The sequence below is a fragment of the Micromonospora matsumotoense genome (assembly GCF_900091525.1).
Lineage (GTDB): Bacteria > Actinomycetota > Actinomycetes > Mycobacteriales > Micromonosporaceae > Micromonospora > Micromonospora matsumotoensis.
The window spans coordinates 206,852-232,059 of record NZ_FMCU01000009.1 but is presented as its reverse complement, the minus strand read 5'-3'; the positions used below and the strand labels follow the sequence as shown (position 1 = coordinate 232,059).

Annotated in this window: 26 protein-coding genes and 1 tRNA gene; 17 read left to right on the top strand and 10 right to left on the bottom strand. The window is 68.7% G+C overall.

Features of this window, described 5'->3' with window-relative positions; translation table 11 throughout:
• Positions 1-129: 129 nt before the first annotated feature.
• The 3 genes from GA0070216_RS19455 to GA0070216_RS19445 all read left to right on the top strand — a co-directional run bounded on the left by GA0070216_RS19455 (position 130) and on the right by GA0070216_RS19445 (position 2,190).
• The gene (locus tag GA0070216_RS19455) at positions 130-813 is read left to right on the top strand and encodes a histone deacetylase (protein ID WP_245722593.1); all 684 of its coding nucleotides are present in this window, start codon (positions 130-132) and stop codon (positions 811-813) included.
• A 141-nt stretch (positions 814-954) separates the two neighbouring features.
• Complete coding sequence (locus GA0070216_RS19450) at positions 955-1,413, top strand: lamin tail domain-containing protein (RefSeq protein WP_245722592.1); 459 nt, start codon at positions 955-957, stop codon at positions 1,411-1,413.
• A gap of 300 nt (positions 1,414-1,713) precedes the next feature.
• Entirely contained in the window at positions 1,714-2,190 is a 477-nt protein-coding gene (locus tag GA0070216_RS19445) for a hypothetical protein (RefSeq protein WP_091247789.1), read from the top strand.
• A gap of 69 nt (positions 2,191-2,259) precedes the next feature.
• On the opposite strand, the gene GA0070216_RS19440 is transcribed toward GA0070216_RS19445, so the two are convergent.
• Positions 2,260-3,366, bottom strand: a complete 1,107-nt coding sequence (locus GA0070216_RS19440; RefSeq protein ID WP_091247787.1) for a calcium:cation antiporter — start codon at positions 3,364-3,366, stop codon at positions 2,260-2,262.
• A gap of 176 nt (positions 3,367-3,542) precedes the next feature.
• On the opposite strand from GA0070216_RS19440, the gene GA0070216_RS19435 reads away from it, so the two are divergent.
• Complete coding sequence (locus tag GA0070216_RS19435) at positions 3,543-4,064, top strand: SRPBCC family protein (RefSeq protein WP_091247785.1); 522 nt, start codon at positions 3,543-3,545, stop codon at positions 4,062-4,064.
• A gap of 4 nt (positions 4,065-4,068) precedes the next feature.
• On the opposite strand, the gene GA0070216_RS36180 is transcribed toward GA0070216_RS19435, so the two are convergent.
• The gene (locus GA0070216_RS36180; protein WP_091247783.1) at positions 4,069-4,746 is read right to left on the bottom strand and encodes a M23 family metallopeptidase; all 678 of its coding nucleotides are present in this window, start codon (positions 4,744-4,746) and stop codon (positions 4,069-4,071) included.
• Between the two features lie 631 nt (positions 4,747-5,377).
• Complete coding sequence (locus tag GA0070216_RS19425) at positions 5,378-5,596, bottom strand: flavin reductase (RefSeq protein ID WP_091247781.1); 219 nt, start codon at positions 5,594-5,596, stop codon at positions 5,378-5,380.
• Between the two features lie 369 nt (positions 5,597-5,965).
• Here GA0070216_RS19425 and GA0070216_RS19415 point away from each other — a divergent pair, with 369 nt between their 5' ends.
• The 3 genes from GA0070216_RS19415 to GA0070216_RS36635 all read left to right on the top strand — a co-directional run bounded on the left by GA0070216_RS19415 (position 5,966) and on the right by GA0070216_RS36635 (position 8,743).
• Entirely contained in the window at positions 5,966-6,367 is a 402-nt protein-coding gene (locus GA0070216_RS19415; RefSeq protein WP_091247778.1) for a GntR family transcriptional regulator, read from the top strand.
• Between the two features lie 458 nt (positions 6,368-6,825).
• The gene (locus GA0070216_RS19410) at positions 6,826-8,136 is read left to right on the top strand and encodes an AAA family ATPase (protein ID WP_091247776.1); all 1,311 of its coding nucleotides are present in this window, start codon (positions 6,826-6,828) and stop codon (positions 8,134-8,136) included.
• Positions 8,123-8,743 (top strand): RloB family protein, encoded by a 621-nt coding sequence (locus GA0070216_RS36635; RefSeq protein ID WP_091247774.1) that lies wholly within the window; start codon positions 8,123-8,125, stop codon positions 8,741-8,743. The genes GA0070216_RS19410 and GA0070216_RS36635 overlap by 14 nt, the downstream gene beginning before the upstream one ends.
• Positions 8,744-9,319: 576 nt before the next feature.
• On the opposite strand, the gene GA0070216_RS35595 is transcribed toward GA0070216_RS36635, so the two are convergent.
• Positions 9,320-9,487, bottom strand: coding sequence for a hypothetical protein (locus GA0070216_RS35595; RefSeq protein ID WP_176739046.1), 168 nt, complete (start codon positions 9,485-9,487; stop codon positions 9,320-9,322).
• A 231-nt stretch (positions 9,488-9,718) separates the two neighbouring features.
• On the opposite strand from GA0070216_RS35595, the gene GA0070216_RS19400 reads away from it, so the two are divergent.
• The 5 genes from GA0070216_RS19400 (at position 9,719) to GA0070216_RS19385 (ending at position 15,769) form a co-directional block, all read left to right on the top strand.
• On the top strand, positions 9,719-10,330 hold the full coding sequence (locus tag GA0070216_RS19400; protein WP_141723137.1) for a hypothetical protein: 612 nt from the start codon (positions 9,719-9,721) through the stop codon (positions 10,328-10,330).
• A complete protein-coding gene (locus GA0070216_RS33880; RefSeq protein WP_141723136.1) occupies positions 10,327-11,733 on the top strand; it encodes a hypothetical protein in 1,407 nt (468 codons plus the stop codon). The genes GA0070216_RS19400 and GA0070216_RS33880 overlap by 4 nt, the downstream gene beginning before the upstream one ends.
• Positions 11,734-12,798: 1,065 nt before the next feature.
• A complete protein-coding gene (locus GA0070216_RS19395; protein ID WP_091247770.1) occupies positions 12,799-14,358 on the top strand; it encodes a replication initiator in 1,560 nt (519 codons plus the stop codon).
• Complete coding sequence (locus GA0070216_RS19390; RefSeq protein ID WP_091247981.1) at positions 14,355-14,552, top strand: excisionase family DNA-binding protein; 198 nt, start codon at positions 14,355-14,357, stop codon at positions 14,550-14,552. The genes GA0070216_RS19395 and GA0070216_RS19390 overlap by 4 nt, the downstream gene beginning before the upstream one ends.
• Positions 14,552-15,769 carry a tyrosine-type recombinase/integrase gene (locus GA0070216_RS19385; RefSeq protein WP_091247767.1) on the top strand — a complete coding sequence of 406 codons (1,218 nt, stop codon included), beginning with the start codon at positions 14,552-14,554 and terminating at the stop codon, positions 15,767-15,769. Before GA0070216_RS19390 ends, GA0070216_RS19385 begins: the two co-directional genes overlap by 1 nt.
• A gap of 75 nt (positions 15,770-15,844) precedes the next feature.
• On the opposite strand, the gene GA0070216_RS19380 is transcribed toward GA0070216_RS19385, so the two are convergent.
• A tRNA-Pro gene (locus GA0070216_RS19380) sits at positions 15,845-15,918 on the bottom strand.
• 179 nt (positions 15,919-16,097) lie between these two features.
• Positions 16,098-16,991, bottom strand: coding sequence for a metallophosphoesterase (locus tag GA0070216_RS19375; protein ID WP_091247765.1), 894 nt, complete (start codon positions 16,989-16,991; stop codon positions 16,098-16,100).
• A gap of 25 nt (positions 16,992-17,016) precedes the next feature.
• Here GA0070216_RS19375 and GA0070216_RS19370 point away from each other — a divergent pair, with 25 nt between their 5' ends.
• Entirely contained in the window at positions 17,017-17,472 is a 456-nt protein-coding gene (locus tag GA0070216_RS19370; protein ID WP_091247763.1) for a GatB/YqeY domain-containing protein, read from the top strand.
• 153 nt (positions 17,473-17,625) lie between these two features.
• On the opposite strand, the gene GA0070216_RS19365 is transcribed toward GA0070216_RS19370, so the two are convergent.
• Positions 17,626-20,055 carry a penicillin-binding protein gene (locus GA0070216_RS19365; RefSeq protein ID WP_091247977.1) on the bottom strand — a complete coding sequence of 810 codons (2,430 nt, stop codon included), beginning with the start codon at positions 20,053-20,055 and terminating at the stop codon, positions 17,626-17,628.
• A gap of 403 nt (positions 20,056-20,458) precedes the next feature.
• On the opposite strand from GA0070216_RS19365, the gene GA0070216_RS19360 reads away from it, so the two are divergent.
• Positions 20,459-20,782, top strand: a complete 324-nt coding sequence (locus GA0070216_RS19360) for a WhiB family transcriptional regulator (protein WP_091247760.1) — start codon at positions 20,459-20,461, stop codon at positions 20,780-20,782.
• Between the two features lie 47 nt (positions 20,783-20,829).
• Here the strand turns inward: GA0070216_RS19360 and bagB are convergent, their stop codons facing one another.
• Genes bagB through GA0070216_RS19345 form a run of 3 tightly spaced genes read right to left on the bottom strand, consistent with a single transcriptional unit; the run spans position 20,830 to position 23,648 of the window.
• The gene (gene bagB / locus GA0070216_RS19355) at positions 20,830-21,978 is read right to left on the bottom strand and encodes an ArsA family ATPase (protein WP_176739045.1); all 1,149 of its coding nucleotides are present in this window, start codon (positions 21,976-21,978) and stop codon (positions 20,830-20,832) included.
• Positions 21,979-22,032: 54 nt separating this feature from the next.
• On the bottom strand, positions 22,033-23,010 hold the full coding sequence (gene bagA / locus GA0070216_RS19350; RefSeq protein WP_091247758.1) for an ATPase BagA: 978 nt from the start codon (positions 23,008-23,010) through the stop codon (positions 22,033-22,035).
• A 26-nt stretch (positions 23,011-23,036) separates the two neighbouring features.
• Positions 23,037-23,648, bottom strand: a complete 612-nt coding sequence (locus GA0070216_RS19345) for an Rv0361 family membrane protein (protein WP_091247755.1) — start codon at positions 23,646-23,648, stop codon at positions 23,037-23,039.
• A 327-nt stretch (positions 23,649-23,975) separates the two neighbouring features.
• Between GA0070216_RS19345 and GA0070216_RS19340 the strand changes: the two genes are divergently transcribed.
• The 3 genes from GA0070216_RS19340 to GA0070216_RS19330 are packed head-to-tail and all read left to right on the top strand — an operon-like array spanning position 23,976 to position 25,132.
• Complete coding sequence (locus tag GA0070216_RS19340; protein ID WP_091247753.1) at positions 23,976-24,458, top strand: hypothetical protein; 483 nt, start codon at positions 23,976-23,978, stop codon at positions 24,456-24,458.
• 45 nt (positions 24,459-24,503) lie between these two features.
• Complete coding sequence (sp36, locus tag GA0070216_RS34610; RefSeq protein WP_088959894.1) at positions 24,504-24,659, top strand: Sp36 family protein; 156 nt, start codon at positions 24,504-24,506, stop codon at positions 24,657-24,659.
• An 11-nt stretch (positions 24,660-24,670) separates the two neighbouring features.
• A complete protein-coding gene (locus tag GA0070216_RS19330) occupies positions 24,671-25,132 on the top strand; it encodes a RidA family protein (protein WP_091247751.1) in 462 nt (153 codons plus the stop codon).
• Positions 25,133-25,208: the final 76 nt, after the last annotated feature.

Sequence of the window (25,208 nt, the reverse complement as noted above, 5' to 3'; positions counted from 1 at the left end):
AAGCGTACTCAGCGGGGAGCAGTGGGCCACATCAAGATCACTTCGTTCGTACACATGTTTCATCCACAGGGTGTGGACAGGGCCTGTGGGCGATAGCGTGGGAGGCCCGGATGCGGCGGAGGGGGCGGGGTGGAACTGCTCTGGTACGTCGCCTACGGGTCGAACCTGCACGCCGCCCGGCTCGGCTGGTACCTCTCCGGCGGCCGGCCGCCCGGCGGGCTGCGGTCGTACCCCGGCTGTCGGGACTGCCGACCACCGCGCCGGACCCTGCCGGTGCTGATCCCCGGCGGCATCTACTTCGCCGGGGAGTCCCGGGCCTGGACCGGCGGGATGGCCTTCTACGACCCGGAGCTGCCCGGCGTCGCGGCGGCCCGAGGCTACCTGCTGACCCGGGCCCAGTTCGCCGACCTCGCCGCGCAGGAGATGTACCGGCCACCCGGTGACGACCTGCCCGCGCTCGACGAGGCGGTGGCCGGTGGCCGGGCCACCCTCGGCCCGGGGCGGTACGAGACCCTGCTGCGGGTCGGCACCTCCGACGGGCTGCCGATGCTCACCTTCACCGCGCCGGGGCGGGCGTCCGACGTGGCGTGGACCCCGCCCGCCCCGGTCTACCTGCGGATGATCGCCGACGGGCTGCGGGAGGCGCACGGCTGGTCGTCGTCCGAGACGATCGACTACCTGGCCGGCCGACCGGGGGTCGTCGGGCACTGGACCCGACCCCGACTGGTCGCCCTGCTCCACCCGGCGGGGGAGTGCGGGTCGGTGGAAGGGACGCCTCCGCCGGACGATCGCGTCATCCATGATCGCCATTAGGGTCCCACTGCCGGACTGGCGGACGTGTTTGCCGCCGCCACGCTTTTCGAGTCCACAGTTGCCGGTCGGTACGGATAGCCTCGGCCCACTTTCCGTGGCGACGTCCGCTCGACGTCGGCCCGTGAACCTGTGGGGGAACGTGTGAAGAACACCAGGCTCGTCGGATTCGCCGTGGCGCTCGCCGTCGCCGTCGGCGGCTCGCTGACCATCGCCGCGCCGGCCCAGGCCGCGACGCCGGCCGTGGAGATCACGAAGGTCTACTACAACTCCCCGGGCACCGACAACCGCTCCAACACCAGCCTCAACGCCGAGTACGTCAAGCTGACCAACCGGCGTAGCTCGACGCTGAACCTGAAGTCCTGGACGCTGCGCGACAAGTCCCGCCACGTCTACACGTTCTCCGGCGACTTCCGGCTCGCCAAGGGCGCCAGCGTTTACCTTCACACCGGCAAGGGCACCAACACCTCCACCCACCGGTACTGGGGCTCCGGGAACTACATCTGGAACAACACCGGCGACACCGCCTACCTGCGCAACTCCGCCGGTACCGGGATCGACTCCTGCACGTGGGGGAGCAAGGGCAGCTACACGTACTGCTGACCGTCGGGGCCGGATACGGCCCGTACGGACCCGCGGTGACCGGAGCGTTGAGGGGCGTACTCCGGTCATCGTCCGACCGTCCCGGGACGGCCGGCGACTCCTCGCACCGGGAGCCGCCGCCCAGCCCGGGGCGGTCGACCCGTTTTCGCCCCCCTGCTGTTTCGCCCGGCCTCGAGCCGGTCGGTTCCGTGCCGCCTCGGGTGTGTCTGTCCCGGCCGGCGCTGTCCGGCGTTCGACGTCCGCCGGGCGGGGGCCGGTGCGGGCGGGGGTGGTGTCGGTCGGCTCTGCCATGCTGGGCCGGTGACGGTGACCTGGCGACACCTGCCCGCCCCGGCCCGCGAGATCGCGGTGGCCGCCACCGAGGCGGTGGACGCCGCGCAGGCCCGCGACGACGCGGCGTACGACCGGGCGGTGCTCCGGCTCGCCGGTGCCGACCGCGCCGGGCTGGTCGTCGGTGGGGTGGTCCGGCTCCTGCTGGAACAGGCCCACCCCGACGGGCTCGACAGCGACGACGTCCGGCAGGTGCTGGAGCGCTGCGTCCGGGCCGCCGCGACCTGGCAACCCGACGTCGACCCGCAGGTGGTGCTGGTGCTGCTGGCCGGGGCGCTCGGTGTCTACGACCCGGGTGACGACGACACCCCGCCCGACCCGACCGCCGTCGCCCGGCACGCCCCGCTCCTGGTGTGCGATCTGCTCACGGTGACCGGGGTGCCGTTCGCCGGCTGCCTGGAGGCGGCGTTCGCCGAGGTCGCCCGCACCGAACGCCACGACGACTGACCAGGGTCGCCGGCGGTACGGCGGTCCTGCCGGTCACCGTCGTCCGGCCGCTACGGGGTCGACGTCGGGTCAGGGGCTGGCGGCGAGGAAGACGAACGCCGCGAGCAGCACCAGGTGCACCCCGCCCTGCAGGACGGTGGCCCGGCCCGGCACCACGGTCAGCACGCCGGTGACGACGGTCAACGCCAACAGGGTCAGCTGGGTGCCACCCAGGCCGAGCAGCAGCGGCCCGTCCAGCCAGATCGAGGCGACCGCGATCGCCGGGATGGTCAGGCCGATGCTCGCCATCGCGGAGCCGAGCGCGAGGTTGAGGCTGATCTGCACCCGGTCCCGGCGGGCCGCACGGGCCGCCGCGAGGGTCTCCGGCAGGAGGACGAGCAGCGCGATGACCACCCCGACGAAGGACTGCGGCAGGTTCGCCGCGGCGACCCCGGCCTCGATGGTGGGTGAGACCGTCTTCGCGTCCCCGACCACGGCCACCAGGGCGACGACGAGCAGCACCAGACTGATCACGGCGGTGCGCGTCGACGGCGGATCGGCGTGCCCGTCGCCGTCGGAGTCGGCCACGCTGCCGTCGCTGGTGATGGAGAGGAAGTAGTCCCGGTGCCGGCCGGTCTGCACCATCACGAACAGCCCGTACAGCGCCAGCGAGGCCACGGCGGCGAAGGCGAGCTGGGCGGGGGAGAACTCCGGGCCGGTCTTGCTGGTGGTGAAGGTCGGCACCACCAGGCTCAGGGTGGCGAGGGTCGCCACGGTGGCCAGCGCCCCACCGGTGCCCTCCGGGTTGAACACCGCCACCCGCCGCCGGAGCGCGCCGAGCAGGAGGGAGAGCCCGAGGATGCCGTTGCAGGTGATCATCACGGCGGCGAAGACGGTGTCCCGGGCCAGCGCCTGGGTCTTGTCCCCGCCACTGATCATCAGGGTGACGATCAGGGCGACCTCGATGACGGTGACCGCCACCGCGAGCACCAGCGAGCCGTACGGCTCACCGACCTTGTGGGCGACCACCTCGGCGTGGTGGACGGCCGCCAGCACCGCGCCGGCCAGGAACGCGGCGACCACCGCCACCAGCAGGCCCGGCAGCTCGCGGTTCCAGGTGACGAGCAGCAGCACCACCGCGAGGACGGGCACCACGACCGTCCAGTCGGACATCCGGGGGCGGAGCAGCGCAGACATGGCGTACACCTTGCCAGGAAAGCGGGGCCGACGCGCCGCACCGGCCCCGCCTCGCTGGCCCGGTCGTCCGGCTCGCTGCCCGGGTTGGCGCGGTCGTCCCCGGGGTACCGGTCGTTGCACCCCCAGGACCAGGTCCCTCCCGGCGAGCCGACTCGACCGGAGTGAGGAGGAATGCCATGACCACCAGGGTCGAGAGGTCGATCGACGTCGGCGTCCCGGTCAGCACCGCCTACAACCAGTGGACCCAGTTCGAGGAGTTCCCCCACTTCATGGCCGGCGTCGAGGAGGTCCGCCAGCTCGGCGACCGTCGGCTGCTCTGGGTCGCCCGGATCGCCGGGGTGCGGCGCGAGTGGGACGCCACGGTGCTCGAACAGGTGCCGGACGAGAAGGTCGCCTGGGCGGCGACCGACGGCGTCACGAACGCCGGGGCGGTCTACTTCCAGCGGATCGACGCCGACCGCACCCGGGTGCTGCTGTGCCTGGAGTACGAGCCGGACGGGCTGGCCGAGAAGGCAGCGGACCGGCTGCACGTGGTGGCCCGGCAGGCCGAGGCGGACCTGGAACGGTTCAAGTCCTACCTGGAGGCACGGGGCACGGAGACCGGCGCGTGGCGCGGTTCGATCGGCGCGGGGCGCGGCGTGGGCACCCCGGGTGTGGCCCTGGCCGGTGCCGATGGTGACGCCGATGCCGTCGGGTGAGGTGTCACTGCGGTTCGACCACCTCCGCCTCGCCCGGGAGTCCCCCGGCGACGTCGACCGGCGGGCCGCCGGACCGCTGCCACACCCGGTAATGCCGGAAGGACATCGGCACGCCCCGCGCGGCGTACGGGTCGGCGGCGTCCATCACCTGTAGGTGCAGGTGCGGCTGGGTGGAGTTGCCCGAGTTGCCGCAGTCGCCCAGGTCCTGCCCGACACCGACCGCCTCGCCCACGGCCACCCGGATCGACCCGGCGCGCAGGTGAGCCAGGAGGACGTACCCTCGGCGGTCCGCCAGCTCGATGATCACGTGGTTGCCGGCGACGGCGCCCGCGCCCCGGCGGACCCGGGCCGCCTGGGTCAGGGCGTAGGACAGCAGCGTGAACGGCGACCGACGGGCCTCGTGGTCCACCTCGCCGTCGTGCACCGACACCACCCGGCCGGCGGCGGGGGCGAGGACGGGCCGCCCGAAGGCGAGGAACCGCTGCGGCGGCTCGGTCGCCAGCACCGTGCGCCAGTCACGCACGGTCGCCGTCCGCCGCCCCCGCACCGCCACGAAATCCATCGCGTACGTGGTGGCGAAGAGGTCGGTGCCGTGGCTGGGCACCCGCCGGGCGGGGCTGTTCTGGACCAGCCAGGTGCCGTGGAACGGCAGGGTGAGCACGACGGGGTCGACAGTGGGCATGGCGCTCCTCCCGGTGCCGACCCTCACTGTACGGTTCCTCGCCGTCGTTGCGGCCGGGCGTTGTTCCTCGGCCGGTGGTGGCTCCGCACGGTGAGTCACCTGGGCCGGGACACCTTCGCTGAGAACACGTATGCCCATCCGTCATGTTTATGCCCGGCAGGCATACCGCCCGGGCAGGTGGCAGGTGTCTCGCAGCACCCGGGGGCCCGGGTCGACGGTCAGCGGCCCGATCGAGGCCGTCGCGCCTACGAACGGCTGGTGAAGTTCGGGAACTACGCCAGCTTCGGCCTGCTGTGCTGTGCGGGGTTCTCCTGCCTTGTCCGCATCGTCGTCGCGGGTTGTCTGCCTCTTGGTGCAAGCCCATGGCTGACCCGACCGACCGTGGTCCGGAAACACCAGAGGGCACATCCGGTGATCGGACGTGCCCTCTTGCCTCTGTCGGGGTGGCCGGATTCGAACCGACGACCTCTTCGTCCCGAACTGGCGGCGAGCCGGTCGGATCGGGCTCGATGCGAGGTCAAGTGGCCTGCTGGGGCACCTCCAGGTCGGGTGAGGCTGGCACGGTTGCTGTACTTCGCTGCTGTACTGCTGGTGCCAGACGAGGAGCTGTCTCCACCGAGTCGGAGGATGCTCATCGCATCCAGCCAAGGAATCGGTAGTGCAGGTTGCCTGCGGGGACATGGGTCAGGTCCTGGGCGGCGTCGACGAACTGGGCGGCCAGGTAGAGGGCCAGCGACACCGGGGCGCGGTCGTACTCCGCTCGTAACTCCTGACGACGGGTGTGACAGGGCCATTCGGTATTGCAGCCGCCACAGGTCCAGTCCGGGGTGAGCGGTAGGTGTGTGGTCATCGCGGTGTCTCCCGGGTGGCCGGTTGATCGGATGGTGGGGCCTCGGCCTGGCTGTGTTCAGAGGGCCAGTGGTCTCGGCTGATCGGAATCCGGTGTGTGGCGTGGCAGGGCAGCTCGCTACCGCATCGGCAGACCGTCCGCCATCGCTTCCAGGACCAGACCGGTCGGTGTCGTCTCGACAGGGTGAGCGCGACGGCTGTCAGGTACTCCTCGTACGAGACGTGAGGCACTGGTTCTCCCTTCGGTTGTCCTGGTGGTCGGGGTGCCGGGCCGGCCTCTGGGGTCAACGCCACGGCTCATATCACCGTAACGACGTAGGACTGTAGATACAATAAGATGTAGAACTGTTGGACACGTAGCGTCACTTTCGTGATCGACCCGAGTGCGGATCGCGCCGTGTTCCGGCAGCTCGCAGACCTCCTGCGAGACCGGATCACCTCTGGTGCCCTCGCGCCCGGGGCCTCACTGCCCAGCGAGCTGCGGTTGGCTCAGGAGTACGGGCTGAGTCGCACGAGCGTCCGACAAGCGGTAGCGCTGCTCCGGTCGGAAGGGCTCGTCATCGTGGAACCGCCACGCGGCACGTTCGTCCGCGCTATCGAGCCGACCGAAACGGTGACTCTCCTCAAGGGCGACACCGCTACCGCCCGGATGCCTACCCCTGCCGAGCGACGGGAACTGGAGATGGGCGAGGGCATCCCGGTCATCGTGATCTTCCGCGCCGACGGCTCCCGCGAGCTGTACGCCGCCGACCGCATCCGTGTGGGTCGCTGACCCTCCGGAACTCTGGGGAACACCGCCGGGGGGATGCGGACCGATTGTCGGCGGCTGCGGAGTGGTAGCGGCACGTGTCGGGGAGCAGGGGTGCGGGTTGCCGTCGGTCGACGTTCGGCACCGACCCCGATCAGAGCTTCTGCTGCTTTCTCGCTGACCGACGCCTCGTTTACAAGCTCTATGCAACAGGTCCGCCCATGCCTGACAACGGCCGACAGCTCGGAGTTGCGTCCGTCTCCAAGCTGTCTGATATGCCTGTGTCTGGCGGCGTTGCTGTCGACCGCCTTCCCGGCGACGCCGTCGCCAGAGGGGCGGTTGAACGATGACCTGGCTCGCTTGAGTGCTCAACGGGCAGAGTAAGATAAAGATCTTGCTAGTAACGTGTCCAAGCCCTCTTCTGCGTGGTTAACTCGCACAGAAGGGCACTAGGCCCCTACAGGAAGGGGGGGACAGGTCACATGCTGCTAAGTTTCCGCTTCGCCAACCACCGGTCCTTCGCCGATGAACAGCAACTCAACTTCACGCCAGTCTATGCACCCGCCGGCGAATCGCCCGATTCAAGGCTATCCGTCCGGGTTGTGGGTATCTTCGGTGGAAATGCTTCTGGCAAGTCGAACCTGCTACACGCCTTGTCCTACATGCGAAGAATGGCCATTTATTCCGACCGAGCAGTGGAGCCTGGCCTCGGCATCTCCCCAAACCGAGAGCCCTTTCGGCTGGATCCAGCGGTAGCCGAGACGCCATCTCGCTACACTGTGGACCTTCATCTCAATGGAGTCCGGCACACATACGGGTTCACGGTTGACGACGACCGCGTAGTCGAAGAGTGGCTATTCCACTATCCACTCAAGAAGAAGAGGCGGGTCTTCGAACGCGAAGGCGACAACTTCACCTGGGGAGAGGAAAGCAAGAGAAACGACCTTGAGCGAGTTGCCGCCATTACAGCCCCAACCGCCCTCTTTCTTTCGACGATAGCCAGGTTCAATCGTCGCGCAGAGGGCGCAGATCGAGACGAGCCTCAACCGCTGCACGATGTCTACAGATGGTTCTTTCGGACCCGGATAAGGTCACGACCCGGATTGCGGCCAAGAAACCTCGGTGCAGTCTGGTCTGACTTGGGCGATGACCGTGCCGCCATCGTTGACCTTCTACGCGCAGCGGACGTCGGCATTGTTGACGTCACGGTGCATAGCGATCCACCCCAGGAACTGTTTGAACTCGATGACGTAGATGCAGACAGTCCCGTAACGACACCCGCACGCCCTCGCAAGCGCCTGCTCTTCACGCACAGGGGTCCCACTGGCCTCGCCATTCTTGGCTACCAGGACGAGTCGACGGGCACTCAACAGCTTCTCGACTTGGCGATCGACGCCTCATGGGTTCTGAATAGGGGCGGCGTGCTGGCGGTGGACGAAATAGATGCCAGCCTTCACCCTATGCTTACAGCAAAGCTAATTGGGCTTTTCCAAAGCCCGGTCACTAATCCGGCTCATAGTCAGCTGATTTTCACGAGCCATGATGCTACCCTGCTGGGCACGTTCGACACCGAGGAGGTGCTAAGCCGAGACGAGATTTGGTTCACCGAGAAGGCGAAGGACGGCACTTCCTCTGTCTATCCTCTGACCGACTTCAAGCCACGTCGTGAGGGCGAGAATCGGCAAAGGCGATACCTGAACGGCAACTACGGCGGCGTACCAGACATCTCTACGTACCTTTTTGAGCGGGCGTTGGCGACACGAGAGGCTACTGAGGGCGATGGGGAGGAGTAACAGAGAGACAAGACGCGGAGTGCAGGTAGGGTCCGGTCGAGAAACTGACCTCCGCAGGCAACCAGCGCGGAGAGAGCAGCGCATCGCGGTCCTGGTAGACACCAATGGCAAATCAACGGAGCGAAAATACTTTGGTGCGCTCAAGGACCTACCATGGGTTCATGTGGGGCGCGTAGTTGTCGTTTTTACTAACGGGTCGCCTGTAGATGTCATCCGTGATGCTGCCAGACGAAGGAGCGAGAACGATTTCGATCACGCGTGGGCGGTTTGCGACATCGACTCATACAACGTGGGCGAAGCTGAGATAGAGGCTCAGCGGAAGGGAGTCGGGATCGCTTGGAGTAATCCCTGCTTCGAAGTATGGCTCATCCTCCACAAGGCAAGCCATAACGCGTTCCTTGAGAACGCTGACAAGGCATGCGAACGCCTTAGCAAGATCCTAGGCCGAGAATGGGATAAGTCTGTGCTTGATTTTTCGGAGTTCGAACCGGGTATTGCAGATGCTGTAGCCCGAGCCAAGCTTCTGGACGCGCCACCCGCGAATCCTTCTACTGGAATCTGGCTCGTGTTGGAGTCGCTAGGTTTCGGCCGTAAGCAGGCTCGCTAAGGAAGGGTCCAGTAGCAGAGCAGGCCGGTTGTCACTGTTGCGCTTATCCAAGCCGCCTTCCGCCATCAGTCCACCAGCTACAGGTAAGGCGACCCCGGTTGGCCTGGTCGTCGCCGCAGCCGCAGCATTTCACCTGCCACCAGCTGGTTGCCGCTGCCTGTCGCGCTCGATCGACCTCCGACAGCCTGTGGGTCTGCCTGGGCATAGTCATCCATCGTGCGGGGTTCTGGTTCAATGTAGGCTATGGAGCGGTCCAGACACGACCTCACGGTTGGGTCGTCGGGCCGGCTTGACGGCGTCTGCCACGCCCGCTGGGAGTGGAGCCGGTTTGAAATCGACGTTCCCGGAGGCCGGTGGGTCGATGTCCACGCACTGCCGTAGGCGACCGCTGGCGCAACAGTTAGACCTCGAAGCGGAGCTTAGAGCTGCTAGCCCGCCACCAGCAGGACCGGTGTTTGGCCCCTGCTGGCACGGCTCCTTAGGCTGCCATCGTTGGTCGTTGCTTGACGACGTTTGACGGTGCCTTGTGCCCCCTGTGTACCCCGGACACCTTCACTGTGGCGAGGATCGATGGGCTCAGACCAGTGCTGATGCCGCCAGGTTGGTAGCAAGACCACCGAGGACACACGTAGCAGAGCCAACGATCAACTTCACTGGGATCACCTTGCCTTCCCCGTCCGTTTCCGCCAAAACTGCGGTCGAGATCAGAGTGAGGATGAAGGCAGCCATCATGAAGAGCAGCACTGGAACCAGGACCAACCCTGGTCTCAGCCCATTGACCTGCCAGCCATTATAGCCGCCTGTTCGCAAGGACTCGGCGCGGCGCTTCCGCCATGGGCCTGCGAGGCGCAGCATCCCTGCTTGCAGGCTTGAAGCGGGCTAGCGAGCGGCAAGCAAGCGTTGCCGTCAGCCTCCGGAGTCCAGTTGGATCTTCAGCCCTGTTGCTGTGTGTGTGGGCTGGCATATGATCCTGTGATGGTGGCGGGCGAGCTGCGACAGCAAACCGGCAGCATTGGCGTCGATAGAGCTAAGCGGTGGCTGAACTACTCGACCCGTGTTGCATCAATCTACACAAACACCGACAAGGTGTTTAAGGACCTGCTGCATTTCGAGTGGCCCTACGGTGGCCAACCGTTCAGCTTTGATTTGGGAGGTCAGTTCCGGGGCGGCGATTTGCATGAGAAGTCATTCATGGCGGAAGTCAAGGCGTATAGCTACGAGATGGACTCGGCTGCCGAGTACCGGAAGTTCATCGCCGAATGTTACGTGGCTTTTCAGGAGAAGCCAGATCGATGCGACAACCTTTTATGGTTATCTTGGGCGCCCTTCCAAGCGCAAAACTGGCATAAACATCGAAGTGCAGAATCGATCAAAAAGCACCTTCTTCACGCTGACAACATTTACCGGGTATTCGGAACGAATTCGGCCGAGGAGGCGCAACTAAAGATAGAGGCCCAAGTCGTGTATGAGTTGACTAATCGCCTATGGCTGTTGATTCTCTGTGAAGAACAAGAAGGTTTAGTAATCACGAGCGATCACTACCAGCGGGTGATGGCGTTCATGGGCATCGGGGAGGAGTCCCAATGAGCGGCGAGTTCAGCGCAGCACTTCGTCATGCGTTAGAGTTCGACACGCCGGATCGACGAATCGACTCCTTAAAAACTAGTGTTAGTAATTTTCTGCGGGCCGGCGATCCGTCTGCCCGCATCAGAAAGACTGAGTACTTCAACCACACCTTCGCGCCAGACCTCGTGTTGAACTGGCCAGACGAGAAGCGCGAGCGGCTAGTCTTTCTGCGCACCAATCCAAACCCAGAATGGCTGGCAGCCGACCTTAAGGTCATCGCATCAAGCCACCCGATTATGCTCACGCTGGATGACTCCGGGTCCGAACAGGACTCGTCCGCTCATGAGCGCTTGGTGATGGCCGCGAAGGAGGCGCGGGCACTGATCACGGATCCCGATGCGATCGAGGAATTCGCGTCCCCCCGCGTCCCGATTACTTCGGTCCTCACGAACGCTGTCATCCGTGGCGGCCTGGGCCTAGTTGATGAGCAGGCTGCAAGAGGCGCGACCGAATCAGCCATCGCAGGTTTCTCCGCTGCTGGGAATTTGGAGGCCGAGCCGATCAGGTCGGCGCTCGCAGCGGCAGAAGGCATGTTGGATGACGAGCAGGCGAACCGATTTAGCCGTCTTTACCGGGCGGTCTGGGAGGGGCAAGGCGGGGCGGCGGAGAACTTCCCATCCCATCGAAACCTAACAGGCTCGCTAACGGGCAGGGATCTCTCCCTTCTTCTTGCAACCTTGGTAACTGATGATGTGCAATTCTGGCGCAGAATCGGCCGTAATGTTCGACTTGAAGAAGTAGTCGCTTTGGGGCAAGAGTCGGGACCGAATTTGGGTCACCTGGTCGAAGCGAACCTGGATCGATTGCTAGCTCGTGGAGCGCGTGTTTTCGGCCAAAGCGGCGCGCCCGGCTCCGAGCGGCAACGGGCGAATTGGGGCGTAGATCGGGACTGTCTAGCACTGCGCGGTGACGGCTGGATCGCCTACTTCGCCGCTAGGTCAAATGATTTACCTCCGCACGAGAAACGTCGCGGCGTGTCGGTTACTACCCTGATTGATGGGGTTCGTCAGTTGGGAGTCCGCATGACGGACGTTAAGGTGCAGCAGGACAACTTCGCCATATCGATCCAAGCTGTTGGCACTGCTGACGTCGTCGACAGTCCCGACTTCGGTCAGCTAGTAGATCGTGGCGACTCTGTGGCGCAGGCAGCCGCAATAGCGATGTCCGGTGGGCGGAATCTAATAGCAGATTTCGTTACCGGAACAGCCATGGGCCACACTAACGCCTCTTTTCCGCTTGACGAACTTGCGCAAGCCGCAGTCCGGCTTCTGCTTGAACTGAGCCATAGAAATGTTCCGGATTCAGACGTAAGGCTAGTTCCTGGCCATGATCCAGTAGTAGTTCAAGATCCACTTTGGGAATGACGCGCTCCTCGACCACCCTGCCATCCCGTCTGCCGTCGACCCGCCCTTCTGGGGAGCGGGCTGCCGCCCGGCCCGCCACGTCAAGACGGCCTTGACGCCCGTACGGACGCTGGCGGGTCGGGCGGTGGTCTGCTCGGCTCGCCCGGGTCGACGGTGGGCGGGATGGCTCCCACCGCCACCACCCACGGACCGCAAGCCGCCGACGGACCCCCGGCCATCCTGGAGCCGGAGCGCCCCCGCCGGAGGCGCAGTAACCGCAACCCCACCCCCGGCCCGGCAGCCGCCGACGGACCCGGCGTGCGCTCCCCTACGCCGCGCGGACTGCTGGCCGCGCGGCCCGGCCGGCTGCCGGCCCCCACCACCCCACCGGGCAACGGCCTGTCGTCATCCGGCGGCCCACCGGGCTACCCGCCCTCCGCGCCAGCCCGCCGGGCGTGTTGCGTGGCCGGAGTCGGAGCGCCAGCGGAGCGACGGACGCGCGCCCAGGCGGCGGCGCGTGCGGCCCGTTCAGGGCCGCCTTGATAGACGTACAGAAAGTCCTCCCACACCAGCCGGCAGCCGGCCGCCCTGCTGCTTCACGGCGGGTTGACGTGTCGGTACCCGGTGCTACTCTGGCCCTCGTCGAGCACGCCAGCGCGGCCTTCCCGCCGGATCGCTGAACTCGACTTCGGAGTAACCGAGCGGCCTTCCTGCCGTTGACGCGGGTCACGTCCCGCCGGCTCTCGATCGCACCGGCCACTGCGCCGACCCGGAATCCGCTGCGCGGCCCAGCACGGCCTTCCCTGCCGTCCACGATGGCCGTCGGATTCGCGCACCTCGACGGGTGGGGATTGCCTGCGGCAACCACCGGAAGCCGACGACCAGGCACCCCACCCGTTCCGGCCTCACCCAAGATCCAGAAACCCAGCTTAACGGCGGTCCAAGGCCGATGGCCTGCACCCGCCCTCCGGCGTGAGCCGCCCTCTCCGGCGGTGCCAGGAGACACCACGAACACCACCGACGGACACCGCTCCGGCGTCCGGTGGTAGTTCGTCGCCCGTCCCCTGCCACCCCTTGAGGAGAACCGTGTCCACCCTCACCACCGGCCGTGACGCCCAGGCCCTGCGCCGCGCCGCCACCCCGGACTTCTTCGGCTGGCTGGAGCACACCCGCGCCGCCGGAGGCTGCACCCGCCCGATCCGCCTGTCCGGCACCCTCACCGCCGTCGAACCCGGCACCGGCCGGGTCCTGGCCGAGCAGCACACCGACGAGCTGCCCGACCGGACGCTGTACAAGGCGTGCGGCAACCGTCGTGCCGCCCAGTGCCCCGACTGCGCCTGGGTCTACGCCGGTGACGCCTTCCAGGTCGTCCGCTGCGGCCTGACCGGCGGCAAGACCATCCCCACCACCGTCACCGCGCACCCGGTTGTCTTCGCCACCTTCACCGCCCCATCCTTCGGCCCGGTCCACCACCGGCACATCCCCCGGCACACCTGCGCCAACCGGCGGCGCTGCGACTGCCGACCGGCACCCTGCCGTGCCCGGAGCACCGCCGGCACCTGCCCACACGGGCAGCCCGCTGCCTGCTTCACCCGCCATGATGCCGACGATCCGCAACTCGGTCGACCGCTCTGCCTGGACTGCTACGACCACGACCACCAGGTCATCTGGAACTACTCCTCCGGCGAACTGTGGCGACGCACGAAGCAGGCCATCGAACGCCACCTCACCGCCGTGTGCCGCCGACGCGGCATCCCCCACGTCCAGGTCGTCACCGACTCCGGCCGAATCCGCCGGGTGCCGCCGGTGCGGGTGTCCCACGGCAAGGTCGCTGAGATGCAGCGCCGGGGCGCGGTGCACTTCCACGTCCTGCTGCGCCTCGACGGCGTCGACCCGCACGACCGGCACGCCCTGGTCCCGCCGCCGGCCGGCGTCACCGTCGACGACCTCGACGCCGCCGTCCATGCCGCCACCCGACAGATCACCGTCACCACCCCGCCACACCCCGACCGCCCGCAGGGCTGGCCGATCGCCTGGGGCGAGCAGGTCGACGTACGCCGCATCGGCCCCAGCGACGGCGACGTGACCGACGCCAAGGTGGCCGCCTACCTCGCCAAGTACGCCACCAAGTCCACCGAGGTCACCGGCCACTGCTCCACCCGACTCACCCCGGACACCGTCGACGCCTACGCCGACCCGGAAGGCGACCACCTCGCCCGCCTCATCGACGCCTGCTGGCGACTCGGCCGCCCCACCCGGCACCACACCACCCGGACAGCCGGGAAGACAGAAGACCGCCAAGGCGACCTTGACCCCACACCGAACGAGTACGCAGGGCTGCGCCGCTGGGCGCACATGCTCGGCTACGGCGGTCACTTCCTCACCAAGGCCCGCCGCTACTCGGTCACCTTCGGCCTGCTCCGCGACACCCGCGCCGCCTACCGCCGCACCGAGCACACCGACACGGCCGACAGCGACGACACCTCCGGCATGGTCACCGTGAGCACGCTGGCCTTCGTCGGCTCCGGCTGGCTGACCGACGGGGACGCCCTGCTCGCCAACACCGCCGCCGCCCAACGCCGGGAACGCCAACGCGTCGGCCGGGAAGAACTCGCCCACGAAGCGTGGTCGGGGGTGGCGGCATGACCCGACCCCTCACCCCACGCTGGTACTCGCCCGCCGAGGTCGCCGTCCTACTCGGCTTCGGCCTGTCCAAGGTCAAGATGAAGATCGCCACCGGCGAGCTGCGCTCCATCAAGGACGGCAAGTACCGCCGCGTCCTGCCCGAGTGGGTCGACGAGTACGTCCGCGAGCAGGTCGAGCGGCAGGAGGCCGCCTGATGCCCGCCCGCACCCGCGCCAACGGCGAAGGCTCGATCTTCCCGTACCGCAACGGCTTCGCCGCGTACGTCTGGGTCACCAAGCCCGACGGCAAGCGGACCCGCAAGTATGTCTACGGCCCGACCCGGGAGGTCGTCCACGACAAGTGGATCAAGCTGCACCAGCAGGCCAAGGACGGCCCGGTCGCCACCCGGATTCCCACCCTCGGCGACTACCTGTCCTACTGGCATCGGGAGGTCGTGCGCCCCAACCTCGCGCCGCTGACCTGCGCCACCTACGAGACGATCCTCCGGCTGTACGTGATTCCCGGCCTCGGCGGGAAGCGGCTCGACCGGCTCCAGGTGCGCGACGTGCAGACCTGGATCAACGAGGTGGCCCGCGCCTGCCAGTGCTGCGCCCAGGGCAAGGACGCCCGCCGCCCGGAACTCAAAAGGCGCTGCTGTGCGCTCGGCCGGTGCTGCGGCGACGTGCCGTCCGCCCGCACCGTCAAGGACGTCCGGGGCGTGCTGCGCTCCGCGCTCAACCACGCCGCCACCGAGGAACTGGTCACCCGCAACGCCGCCGCCCTGGTCAAGCTCCCACCGGTCCGTCGCCGCAGGGGCAGGGCGTGGACCAGCGACGAGGCGCGTCGCTTCCTGGAGTCCGCGCGGGCCGACCGCGATCCGTTGTACGCCGCGTACGTGCTGATCCTGGTGCTCGGCCTGCGCAAGGGTGAGGTGCTCGGCCTCACCGGGGACGCCGTGGACCTGGCGGCGGGGGAGTTGTCGATCGGCTGGCAGTTGCAGCGGGTGGGCGGCCAACTGCTGCACCGGGAGACCAAGACGCAGACCTCGGACGCCACCCTCCCGCTGCCGGACATCTGCGCGGCGGCGCTCGACCTCCGCCAGCAGGCGAGGAAGAACGACTGTGATGAGGCGGGCATCGCCTGGCAGGGCTCGCGGCTGCTGTTCACCACCCGCTACGGAACCCCCGTCGAGCCGCGCAACTTCAACCGTTCCTGGGACGCCCGCTGCGCCCGTGCCGGAGTTCGGAAGATCACCGTGCACGATGCCCGGCGTACCTGTGCGACCCTGCTCGTCGACCTGGACGTGCATCCGCGCGTCATCATGCAGGTGCTCCGGCACGCCGAGGTGTCGGTGACGATGGAGATCTATTCGCAGGCGTCCTCGGACGCCACCCGCGACGCCCTCAAGCGGCTGGGCGAGAGCCTGCGGTGACTGCTGCTGTACTTCACTGCTGTACAGAAGCACTAGAGGGCACATCCATGGATCGGATGTGCCCTCTGACCTCTGTCGGGGTGGCCGGATTCGAACCGACGACCTCTTCGTCCCGAACGAAGCGCGCTACCAAGCTGCGCCACACCCCGAGGCGTGCGGTGAAATAGTAGCCCACCCGCTCCGCCGAGCAAACTCGGTACCCCCGGCCCCGGCGAGGGGGACCCCGGTGGTCCTCCGTCGCCCGGTTCCGTCCCGGCGGGCGAGGCCAGCGAGGCGCGGCAGCGGGGCTGGGGCGGGGTGAAAGGCGAAGCGGGTGGGTGAAGGAGGGTCAGCGGGGGGTGAGGGTGAGGATGCTGGCCTCGGGTGGGCAGGCGAAGCGGACCGGGGCGGTGGGGTGGGTGCCGAGGCCCGCCGAGACGTGCAGCCAGGAGTCGGAGCCGGGCCAGCGGTGCAGGCCCTTCGCCATGGCGCGGGGTAGCCCGCAGTTGGTGACCAGCGCGCCGTAGCCGGGTACGCAGACCTGCCCGCCGTGGGTGTGCCCGGCCAGCAGCAGGCCGAAGCCGTCGGCGGCCATCTGGTCGAGCAGGGCCGGTTCCGGGGCGTGGGCGAGCGCGATGGACAGGTCCGCGGTGGGGGTGACCGGGCCGGCGACGGCCGGGTAGTCGTCCTGCCCGATGTGCGGGTCGTCCACGCCGACCAGCTCGACCAGCCTGCCACCGGCCTTGACCGAGGTACGGGCGTTGTTGAGGTCCGCCCAGCCGGCACCGGTGAGCACGTCGCGCAGTTCCTCGTACGGCAGGGCGGCGCCCTCGGCGTACTCCCGGTGGGGCAGGAAGTAGGTGAACGGGTTCTTCCAGACCGGCCCGGTGTAGTCGTTGGAGCCGAAGACGAACGCCCCCGGGTAGTCGAGCAGTGGTTGCAGGGCGCGCAGCACTCCGGGCACCGCGTCGGGGTGGGCCATGTTGTCCCCGGTGACCACCACCAGGTCCGGGTCGAGGGCGGCCAGCGACGCCACCCACTGCTGCTTGCGCCGCTGGTCGGGCATCATGTGCAGGTCCGACAGGTGCAGCACGCGCAGTGGCTCGGCGTCGGCCGGCAGCACCGGCACGTCGTACCGGCGCAGGGTGAACATGTTGCGTTCGACGAGGGACGCGTACGCCAGGGTGGCCGCTCCGGCGGCGACGGTCCCGGCGGCGAGGCCGAATAGTGTGCGCTTTCGCATGCCGACCAGGGTAGTTTGAGCGTCCATGAGCACGCTGAAGGACCGCCTGACCGCAGACATGCGCGCCGCACTCAAGGCGCGCGACGAGCTGACCACCTCCACGTTGCGGATGGCCCTGGCCGCCGTCGGGAATGCCGAGGTCGCCGGCAAGGCCAAGCGTGAGCTCTCCGACGACGAGGTGCTCGCGGTGCTGACCAAGGAGGCGAAGAAGCGCCGGGAGGCGGCTGCCGCGTTCGCCGACGCCGGGCGCGCCGAGCAGGCCGACAAGGAGACCGCCGAGGGCGTGGTGCTGGACCGCTACCTGCCGAAGCAGCTCTCCGATCAGGAGTTGACGGAGCTGGTCTCGGGGGCGCTCGCCGCCGGCGGCTTCACCGACAAGTCCCAGATGGGCCCGGCGATGAAGGCGGCTCAGGCTGCGGTGGCCGGCCGGGCCGAGGGTGGTCGCGTCGCCGCCGAGGTACGCCGACAGCTCGGTCTCTGACCCACCGTCGCCGGTAGGGGCCGGCGGCGGGTCAGGTCGAAGCGCCCGGACCGCTGCGGCGGCGGGTCAGGTCCAGGCGCCCGGATCGATGCGGCGGATACGCGACGGGCGGGCACCCCGTTTGGGGTGCCCGCCCGTCGTCGTCGGTACGGGTCAGTTGTTGCCTGGTGGGCGACCCGGTGGGTTACCGGGGTTGCCCGGCGTGTTGCCCTGGTTTGGGGTGCTGCCGCCGCCGCTGCTCACCTCGATGGTGACCACGCCGCCCTTGATGGTGCGGCCGTCGGGGCTGGTGCCGGCGACGGAGCCGGCCGGGCAGTCCGAGGCGATCTTGTTGTCGGAGACGACGACGGAGAAGCCGGCGTCCTTGAGCCTGCTCCGGGCACTGTCCACCGACTGGCACTTCACGTTCGGGATGGACCGCTGGTCGCCATTGATGATCTTGCCGTTGGGTGGGGTGAACTCGATGCCGGGCTTGCCCTTCATGGCGTCCCGCAGCGTCTGGTAGACCGCCGGGTTGATGCCGGTGGGCGTGTCGTGGCCCATCTGCTGGTTGGTCTGCGCCCAGTCCGGGTCGGCCATGATGCCGGCCACCGCGAACTGCTTGGTCATCGCCACCAGGGATGAGGTCTTCTCACCGTCGGTGGTGCCGGACTTGCCGGCCACCGGCTTGCCGACGATGCCCCGGACGTTGCGGGCGGTCGCCCCGGAGCACTTGGAGACCGACGACCGGTCACCGACCGGGCAGCGGGCCGCGTCCACGGCGGCCCGGGCCACCTCGGTGCTGATCCGCTGCTCGCAGCGCGGGTTGGCGACGTCGAGCTTGTTGCCCTCCGGGTCCCTGATCTGCTGCACCGGGATCGGCTCGCAGAACTTCCCGTCGGCCGCCAGGGTGGCGTAGGCGTTCGCCAGCTCCAGCGGGGTGGTCAAGGAGACACCCAGGGTGAAGGCGCCCCACTGATTGGCGCCGCCCTCCTTGGTGGCCCGGCGGGCGTCGTCGCTGCTGCGGAAGGTGATGCCGAGCTTCTGCGCCGCCTTGATCACGTTCTCCGCGCCGACCTGCTGCTCCAACGGGACGAAGTAGGTGTTGACCGAGTTGCCGAACGCGGTCCACATGTTGTGCAGGCCGGCCATGCTCGGCGAGGCGTTCTTGGGGCAGTAGAAGTGCGTCCCCGCGCAGGCGGCCGGGGAGCCCTGCTCGACGATGTACTCCGACTTGAACTCCGCCGGCGAGTTGATCGGGTAGGCGAGCGGCACGCCCTTCTCCAGCGCGGCCACCATGGTGAACATCTTGAACGTCGAGCCGGCCTGGTAGCCGGTGATGCCCTGACCGCCGCTGAGCAGCGGGTTCACCGTGTTGGGGTAGTTGCCCCGGATCTTCTTCTTGGCCTTCTTGGGGTCGCTGGAGTACTTGTTCTGCGGCTTCTTCGGGTCATCGATCTTGAAGTTCCGGTTGACCGACAGCGCCCGTACCCGGCCGGTGCCCGGCTCGATCGCGGCGACCATCCGGGCGGCCTTGCTGTTCACCCCGAGGTTCTTGCGGACGGCCCGGTCGGCGCCGTTCTGCGCCTGCACGTCCAGCGTGGTGGTGATGGTGTAGCCGCCGCTCTTGAGCCGCCGCTCCCGGTCGTACGTGGTGGAGCCGAAGGTCTCCTGCGTGAGCCACCAGCGGTAGAAGAAGTCGCAGAAGAAGCCCCAGTCCTTCTGGTTGGTGGCGACGCAGCCGTTCGGGGTGCGCTTGTCCTTCACCACCAGCTTGACCGCCTTGGCGGCGTCCGCCTCCTGCGGGGTGATGGCCTTCGTCTTGACCATGTTGTCGATGACGTAGTTGCGTCGGTCGAGCGCGAGCGGGTAGCCGCTGCGGGTGGTCGGATCGTTGGTGGTGGGCGCCTTGACCATGCCGGCCAGCAGCGCCGCCTCCTCGATCTTGAGGTTCTTGGGGGACTTGCCGAAGTACACCTGGCTGGCGGCGAAGACGCCGTACGCGCCGTTGCCGAAGGAGGCGAGGTTCAGGTAGCGGGTGAGGATCTCGTCCTTCGAGAATTCCTTGTCGACCTGGAGGGCCAGGTTCATCTCGCGGATCTTGCGGGCGCTGGTGTCCTCGGTCGCGGCGACCACGTCCGCCGGGTGGGTGGCCGAGTAGGCGATGGCCAGCCGGACGTACTGCATGGTCAGGGTGGACGCGCCCTGCTGGGAGTTGGCGCCCGACTGGTTGTTGACGAAGGCCCGGGCGATGCCGTTCAGGTCGACGCCGTTGTGCTTGTAGAAGTCGTGGTCCTCGGCGGCGATGATCGCCTTGAGCATGTTCGGGGAGATGTCGGCGAACTTGACGTCGCGCCGGTTCTCGTCGTACAGGGTGGCCAGCGGGGTCTTGTTGTCGCTGGCGAGCAGGTAGCTGATCTGTGGCGCGCGGGCCACGGTCAGCTCCTTGGGCAGCGCCCCGAAGGTCTCGGCGCCGGCCTTCGCGGCCAGGCCGGACATCGCCACCGCGGGGAAGGCCGCTGCCGCCACCACCACACCGGCCAGCAGGCCGCAGATCAGTAGCGATGCGGCGTTGGTGAAGACATTGTGGTCACGTTTCCGCATCCAGGTCACCTCGACAGGGTACGCGAGTAGGGAACGAGGGGCGCTGGGGCGTTCTTTCCCCATTTCCTGCGCGCGCCGACCTCGTTGTGCTAAACGCACGACCCCCGGTGTGAGGTTGCGTGTGACCCGCGCCGAGTCTCCACCGATCGGTGGAGCCCGCGCAGCGTTTTCACGTACTCCGGCCGGGTAAGCGGCGATCGAAGGCCCGGGAAGCCGGGACTGTCCGGAATGTTGGATTTCGCCGACAACGTTGCGTAATCATGCGACTACAGAGCATGATGGTGGCGCGACACGAGCCACACGTCGTCCGTGCCTCCTTGGGGAAGGAACGGGCCGGACGACCGGGGGGAACAACGGCTGGTCGCACGAGGTCGGTAGGTACTGCAAGGGGGGACGTGTACAGATGGGGATGATCACTGACTGGCCGTCGCTGGCGGCGTGTCAGAACGGGGACCCGGACGCGTTGTTCGTACAGGGTGCCGAGCAGAACGTGGCCAAGCGGATCTGCCGCAGCTGCCCGGTGCGGTACGAGTGCCTGGCAGACGCGCTCGACAACCGCATCGAGTTCGGCGTCTGGGGTGGCATGACCGAACGGGAACGTCGGGCGCTGTTGCGCCGGCACCCGCAGGTGGCGAGCTGGCGCAAGATGTTCGAGGCGGCGATGAAGAAGAACGCCAAGGACCGGACCGGCAAGGACAAGATCCTGGTCACCGCCGCCGCAGGCTGACCCGGCCCGGCTGCCCGCCGGTCGCCCGGGGGGCCTGCGCCCGCCGGTCAGGACCGGCTGATCGCCGCGCCGATCGTCCGTAGCCCGTCGACGTCGTGCACGTCGGCGGGCTGCGCCGTGACCGACACCGTCGGCACCGCCGGGAACGCCTCGGTGAACCGCTGGGCGACCTGCTCCTCGCGGACCGCCTGCTGCGCCAGCGCCGCGTGCGCGCGCAGCACGTCGACCGTGGCGTCGTGCCCACCCAGGCCCGCCAACCGGTCGGCCGCCGCCCGGCTCTCCACCGCGCCCAGGGTGACCGCCGGCCGGTGCACCCGGTTGAGCACCAGCCCGGCCAGTGGCATCCGCTCCTCGCCCAACCGCCCGGCGAAGTAGGCGGCCTCCCGGACCGCGTCCGGCTCCGGCGTCGCCACCAGCAGGAACGCCGTCTCCCCCGCCTGGAGGATCTGGTACGTCTGCTCGGCCCGCTGCCGGAACCCGCCGAACATCGAGTCGAGGGCGGCGACGAAGCCGGAGAGATCGGTCAGCAACTGCGCCCCGAGCACCTTCTGCACCACCCGGGAGAACATCCCGAAGCTGGCGGTGACGAAGCTGAACATGCTCCGCCCTCCACTGCGCGCCGGGGCGAGCAGCAGCCGCAGCATCCGGCCGTCCAGGAAGCGGGAGAGTCGGGCCGGGGCGTCCAGGAAGTCCAGCGCCGAGCGGGACGGCGGGGTGTCCACCACGATCAGGTCCCACTCGCCCCGGGCGTGCAGCTGACCCAGCTTCTCCATCGCCATGTACTCCTGGGTGCCGGCGAAGGTGGAACTCATGGCCTGGTAGAACGGGTTGGCGAAGATCTCCGCAGCCTTCGCCGGGTCGGTGTGCTGGAGCACCACGTCGTCGAAGGTGCGTTTCATGTCCAGCATCATGGCGTGCAGCTCACCGCCGCCGGCCTCGACGTCGATCCCCTTGACCCGGCGGGGGGTGTTGTCCAGCTCGGTCAGGCCGAGCGACTGGGCCAACCGGCGGGCCGGGTCGATGGTGAGCACCACCGTGCGCCGGCCGTGCCGCTCGGCCGCCCGCAGCGCCAACGCCGCCGCAGTGGTCGTCTTGCCGACCCCACCGGCGCCACAGCAGACCACGATGCGCACGCCGGGGTCGGCGAGGATCTGGTCGACGTCCAGCACGGGCGCCGCGTCTTCGGAAGGCACCAATCGAGCGTATCGGGCCGGGGGGGTCCGTGCGTCCGGGCCGACGTGAGCTGTGCGTCAATCCGCCCGGCGGAGGATCCCGGCGAACGCCGTCAGCCCGGCACGGTCCACCCCGTCGGGCAGCAGCGGCAGCTCGGTCACCGGCCGTCCCAGCTCCGCCAGGTCGGTCCGGAGCGAATCCTCCAGCTCCCGTCGTACCCGCTGGTCCCGCGCCTCGCCGGCCAGCCCGGCCACGGTCGCCGGATCGGTCGGCAGGCCGGCGGCGGCCAGCCCCCGCTTCAGCTCCGCCCGGGTCACCGCCCGACCGGTGGTCAGCGGCGGGCGGGCGGCGTTGACGATCACCCGGCCCACCGGGAAACCGAGCTGGGTCAGCTCGGCGATCGCGTCCACCGTCTCCTGGACCGGCATCTCCTCCAGCAGCGTCACCACGTGCACCGCCGTCATCGGGGAGCGCAGCAGCGCCGAGACCCCCTCGCTCTGGGTCTTGATCGGGCCGACCTTCGCCAGTCGGGCGGTCTCGGCGGTGACGTTGAGGAAGCGCCCGATCCGGCCCGTCGGCGGGGCGTCCAGCACCACCGCGTCGTACACCCGGCGTTGGCCGGTGCTCCGGGTGGTGGCCTCCTTGACCTTGCCGGTGAGCAGCACGTCCCGCAGGCCGGGGGCGATGGTGGTGGCGAAGTCGATCGCGCCGAGCTTGCGCAGGGCCCGGCCGGCCGCGCCGAGCTTGTAGAACATGTCGAGGTACTCCAGCAACGCCTCCTCGGCGTCCACCGCCAGGGCACGCACCTCGCCGCCGCCCGGGGCGTCGGCGAGGTGAAACTCGGCGTACGGGAGCGGCTCGACGCCGAAGAGCTGGGCGATGCCCTGCCGGCCCTCCACCTCGACCAGCAGGGTGCGATGTCCCCCGGTGGCCAGGGCGAGCGCCAACGCCGCCGCCACGCTCGTCTTGCCCGTGCCGCCCTTGCCGGTCACCACGTGCAGGCGGGACGGCCATCCGGTGCCGGCCGGGTCGGGGGGCCGCTCAGCTGCTCGCACCGGTCGAGCCTATCCACCCCACGTGGTCAGCCGACCTCGCAGACCCACCAACCCGTCTTCCGTACCACGGTGAACCGCAACGACTGCTCGGCGATCTTCTCGTCGGCGGTGGTCAGGGTCAGCTTGGTGGAGACGGTGGCCCGGTCGCCGTTCTGGTTGTCGACGGTCGGGCTGGACCAGCGGAACCGTGGGTTGGTGTAGAGCGTGGTGTACTTCTGCACCTCGGCCACCTTGGCGCTGATCTTCTGCTGGTCGCGGGACTCCGCGCAGACGAAGTTGGCCGCCCTGCCGGCGTCCCGGTCCTGGTAGACGGCGGTGAGGAAGCCGTCCACCGCCACCGTCGGCTCCTTGGCGCCCTCGCCACCCTCGGTGTTGCGCAGGGTCAGGAAGGCGAGCGTTCCACCGCCACCGCAGAGCACGACGGCCGCGACCAGCGCGAGCGAGGCGACCAGCGCGCCGCGTCGCCGCGCGGGGGTCGGTGTCCGGTACGCCGGGTAGCCCGACGGCGACGGCGACGGCGCGGCGGTGCCGGACGGGGAGGTGCCGGGGGCGGTCGTACCGCCCCGGTCGGGTTGGTCCTGCCGTGGCGTCGGCACGCCCGGCGATCCGCTCGCGCCACCGAACGGTGGTTGGGTCATGTGGTCCCCCGGGGGATGGGGCGCCGTCGCCGCCCCTGGCGACGACGCGGGTACGGGCGCGGCGGGCGACCCCTGATCGCCCGTCCGAGGCGCAAGGGTAACGGTCGATAGGCGGGGCGTGGCGGACCGCTCACGACCTGCGGTGGGTCGCGATCACCTTTCGGACCAAGCGTCTGTCGCATATGTGACTTTGGGTGATCGATCGCGCGCGTCCCGTTGTCCGTCGCCCCGGCCGGGTCCTACGTTCGTCCGGGTGTGGGGGAGCGGATCGGGTCGGCGCCCGGTCCAGACGGCGGTCATTCACGGTACGAGGCCGGAGGCAGGTACATGCGCGACGCGGAGAACATCGCCCGAGCCCACTTCTCACCAGGAGACCGGGGGAGGCGGGGCGGTTCGGCCGGTGACGTGGACGGGCCGGGTGGTGGACTGCCGATGAACGAGCGGTCCTACCGGCGCTGCGCCGAACCGGCCGAGGTGCTGCGGATCCTCGGCCGCCCCGCTGACCGGAGCCGGGACGACGAGGAGCCCGGCTACGTCATCCACCTGCCGATCCGGGTGGCCGACCTGGCGGCGGCGACCGCCCTGGCCGGCACCGTGGCCACCTCGCTCGGCTTCCTCGTCGAACTGGACGCCGGCGAGACCACCGTCTCCACCGCCGACGACCAGAACAACCGGCACCGGGTCTTCTGCGACCTGCTGCTGCCCGACCGGTCCCGCTGCCCCCAGCCGTACGACCACACCGGCCAGTGCGGCGAGCTGCCCACCGCCCCGGAGCAGCGTCCCGCGCCCCGACCGTCGCCCGGACCGTAGGCTGTCGGCGGAACAGTCCACGTCAGGCAAGGGAGCCTTCCACCGATGCAGAAGTGGGAATACGCCACGGTCCCGCTGCTGGTCCACGCGACCAAGCAGATCCTCGACAACTGGGGCGAGGACGGCTGGGAACTCGTCGCCGTGGTCCCCGGCCCGAACCCGGACCAGTTGGTCGCGTACCTGAAGCGCCCCAAGGGCTGAGGGGTCCGACGATGAGCAACGGACCCCACGCCAAGCTCGCCGAGCTGGGCCTGGCCCTGCCCGACGTGGTGCCGCCGGTGGCCAGCTACGTGCCGGCGGTGCAGTCCGGCCAGCACGTCTACGTCTCCGGTCAGCTACCGGTGGCCGAGGGCAAGCTGCTCGCCACCGGCCAGGTCGGCGCGGGTGTCTCGCCCGAGCAGGCCAAGGATCTCGCCGAGCGGTGCGCGCTGAACGCCCTCGCCGCCGTCGACTCGCTGGTCGGCCTGGAGAACATCGTCAAGATCGTGAAGCTGACCGGCTTCGTGGCCTCGGCACCGGGCTTCCACGGCCAGCCGGCCGTGATCAACGGGGCTTCCGACCTGCTCGGGTCGGTCTTCGGTGAGGCCGGCCGGCACGCCCGCTCCGCCGTCGGGGTGGCCGAGCTGCCGCTGGACGCCCCGGTGGAGATCGAACTGATCGTCGAGGTCGCCTGACCGCACCGTCACTCCCCACGAGATGGCCGGCCGGTCCGGTCGAAAGCCGTGAACGGCCACAAATCCTGTGGACCGG

Excerpts from the sequence above, each read along its gene's own strand:
- GA0070216_RS19440 (WP_091247787.1), bottom strand. The coding sequence starts at position 3,366 with ATGTCTGCGCTGCTCCGCCCCCGGATGTCCGACTGGACGGTCGTGGTG.
- GA0070216_RS19435 (WP_091247785.1), top strand. The coding sequence starts at position 3,543 with ATGACCACCAGGGTCGAGAGGTCGATCGACGTCGGCGTCCCGGTCAGC.
- GA0070216_RS36180 (WP_091247783.1), bottom strand. The coding sequence starts at position 4,746 with ATGCCCACTGTCGACCCCGTCGTGCTCACCCTGCCGTTCCACGGCACC.
- GA0070216_RS19425 (WP_091247781.1), bottom strand. The coding sequence starts at position 5,596 with ATGACCACACACCTACCGCTCACCCCGGACTGGACCTGTGGCGGCTGC.
- GA0070216_RS19410 (WP_091247776.1), top strand. The coding sequence starts at position 6,826 with ATGCTGCTAAGTTTCCGCTTCGCCAACCACCGGTCCTTCGCCGATGAA.
- GA0070216_RS36635 (WP_091247774.1), top strand. The coding sequence starts at position 8,123 with ATGGGGAGGAGTAACAGAGAGACAAGACGCGGAGTGCAGGTAGGGTCC.
- GA0070216_RS19400 (WP_141723137.1), top strand. The coding sequence starts at position 9,719 with ATGGTGGCGGGCGAGCTGCGACAGCAAACCGGCAGCATTGGCGTCGAT.
- GA0070216_RS33880 (WP_141723136.1), top strand. The coding sequence starts at position 10,327 with ATGAGCGGCGAGTTCAGCGCAGCACTTCGTCATGCGTTAGAGTTCGAC.
- GA0070216_RS19390 (WP_091247981.1), top strand. The coding sequence starts at position 14,355 with ATGACCCGACCCCTCACCCCACGCTGGTACTCGCCCGCCGAGGTCGCC.
- GA0070216_RS19385 (WP_091247767.1), top strand. The coding sequence starts at position 14,552 with ATGCCCGCCCGCACCCGCGCCAACGGCGAAGGCTCGATCTTCCCGTAC.
- GA0070216_RS19375 (WP_091247765.1), bottom strand. The coding sequence starts at position 16,991 with ATGCGAAAGCGCACACTATTCGGCCTCGCCGCCGGGACCGTCGCCGCC.
- GA0070216_RS19370 (WP_091247763.1), top strand. The coding sequence starts at position 17,017 with ATGAGCACGCTGAAGGACCGCCTGACCGCAGACATGCGCGCCGCACTC.
- GA0070216_RS19365 (WP_091247977.1), bottom strand. The coding sequence starts at position 20,055 with ATGCGGAAACGTGACCACAATGTCTTCACCAACGCCGCATCGCTACTG.
- GA0070216_RS19360 (WP_091247760.1), top strand. The coding sequence starts at position 20,459 with ATGGGGATGATCACTGACTGGCCGTCGCTGGCGGCGTGTCAGAACGGG.
- GA0070216_RS19345 (WP_091247755.1), bottom strand. The coding sequence starts at position 23,648 with ATGACCCAACCACCGTTCGGTGGCGCGAGCGGATCGCCGGGCGTGCCG.
- GA0070216_RS19340 (WP_091247753.1), top strand. The coding sequence starts at position 23,976 with ATGCGCGACGCGGAGAACATCGCCCGAGCCCACTTCTCACCAGGAGAC.
- sp36 (WP_088959894.1), top strand. The coding sequence starts at position 24,504 with ATGCAGAAGTGGGAATACGCCACGGTCCCGCTGCTGGTCCACGCGACC.
- GA0070216_RS19330 (WP_091247751.1), top strand. The coding sequence starts at position 24,671 with ATGAGCAACGGACCCCACGCCAAGCTCGCCGAGCTGGGCCTGGCCCTG.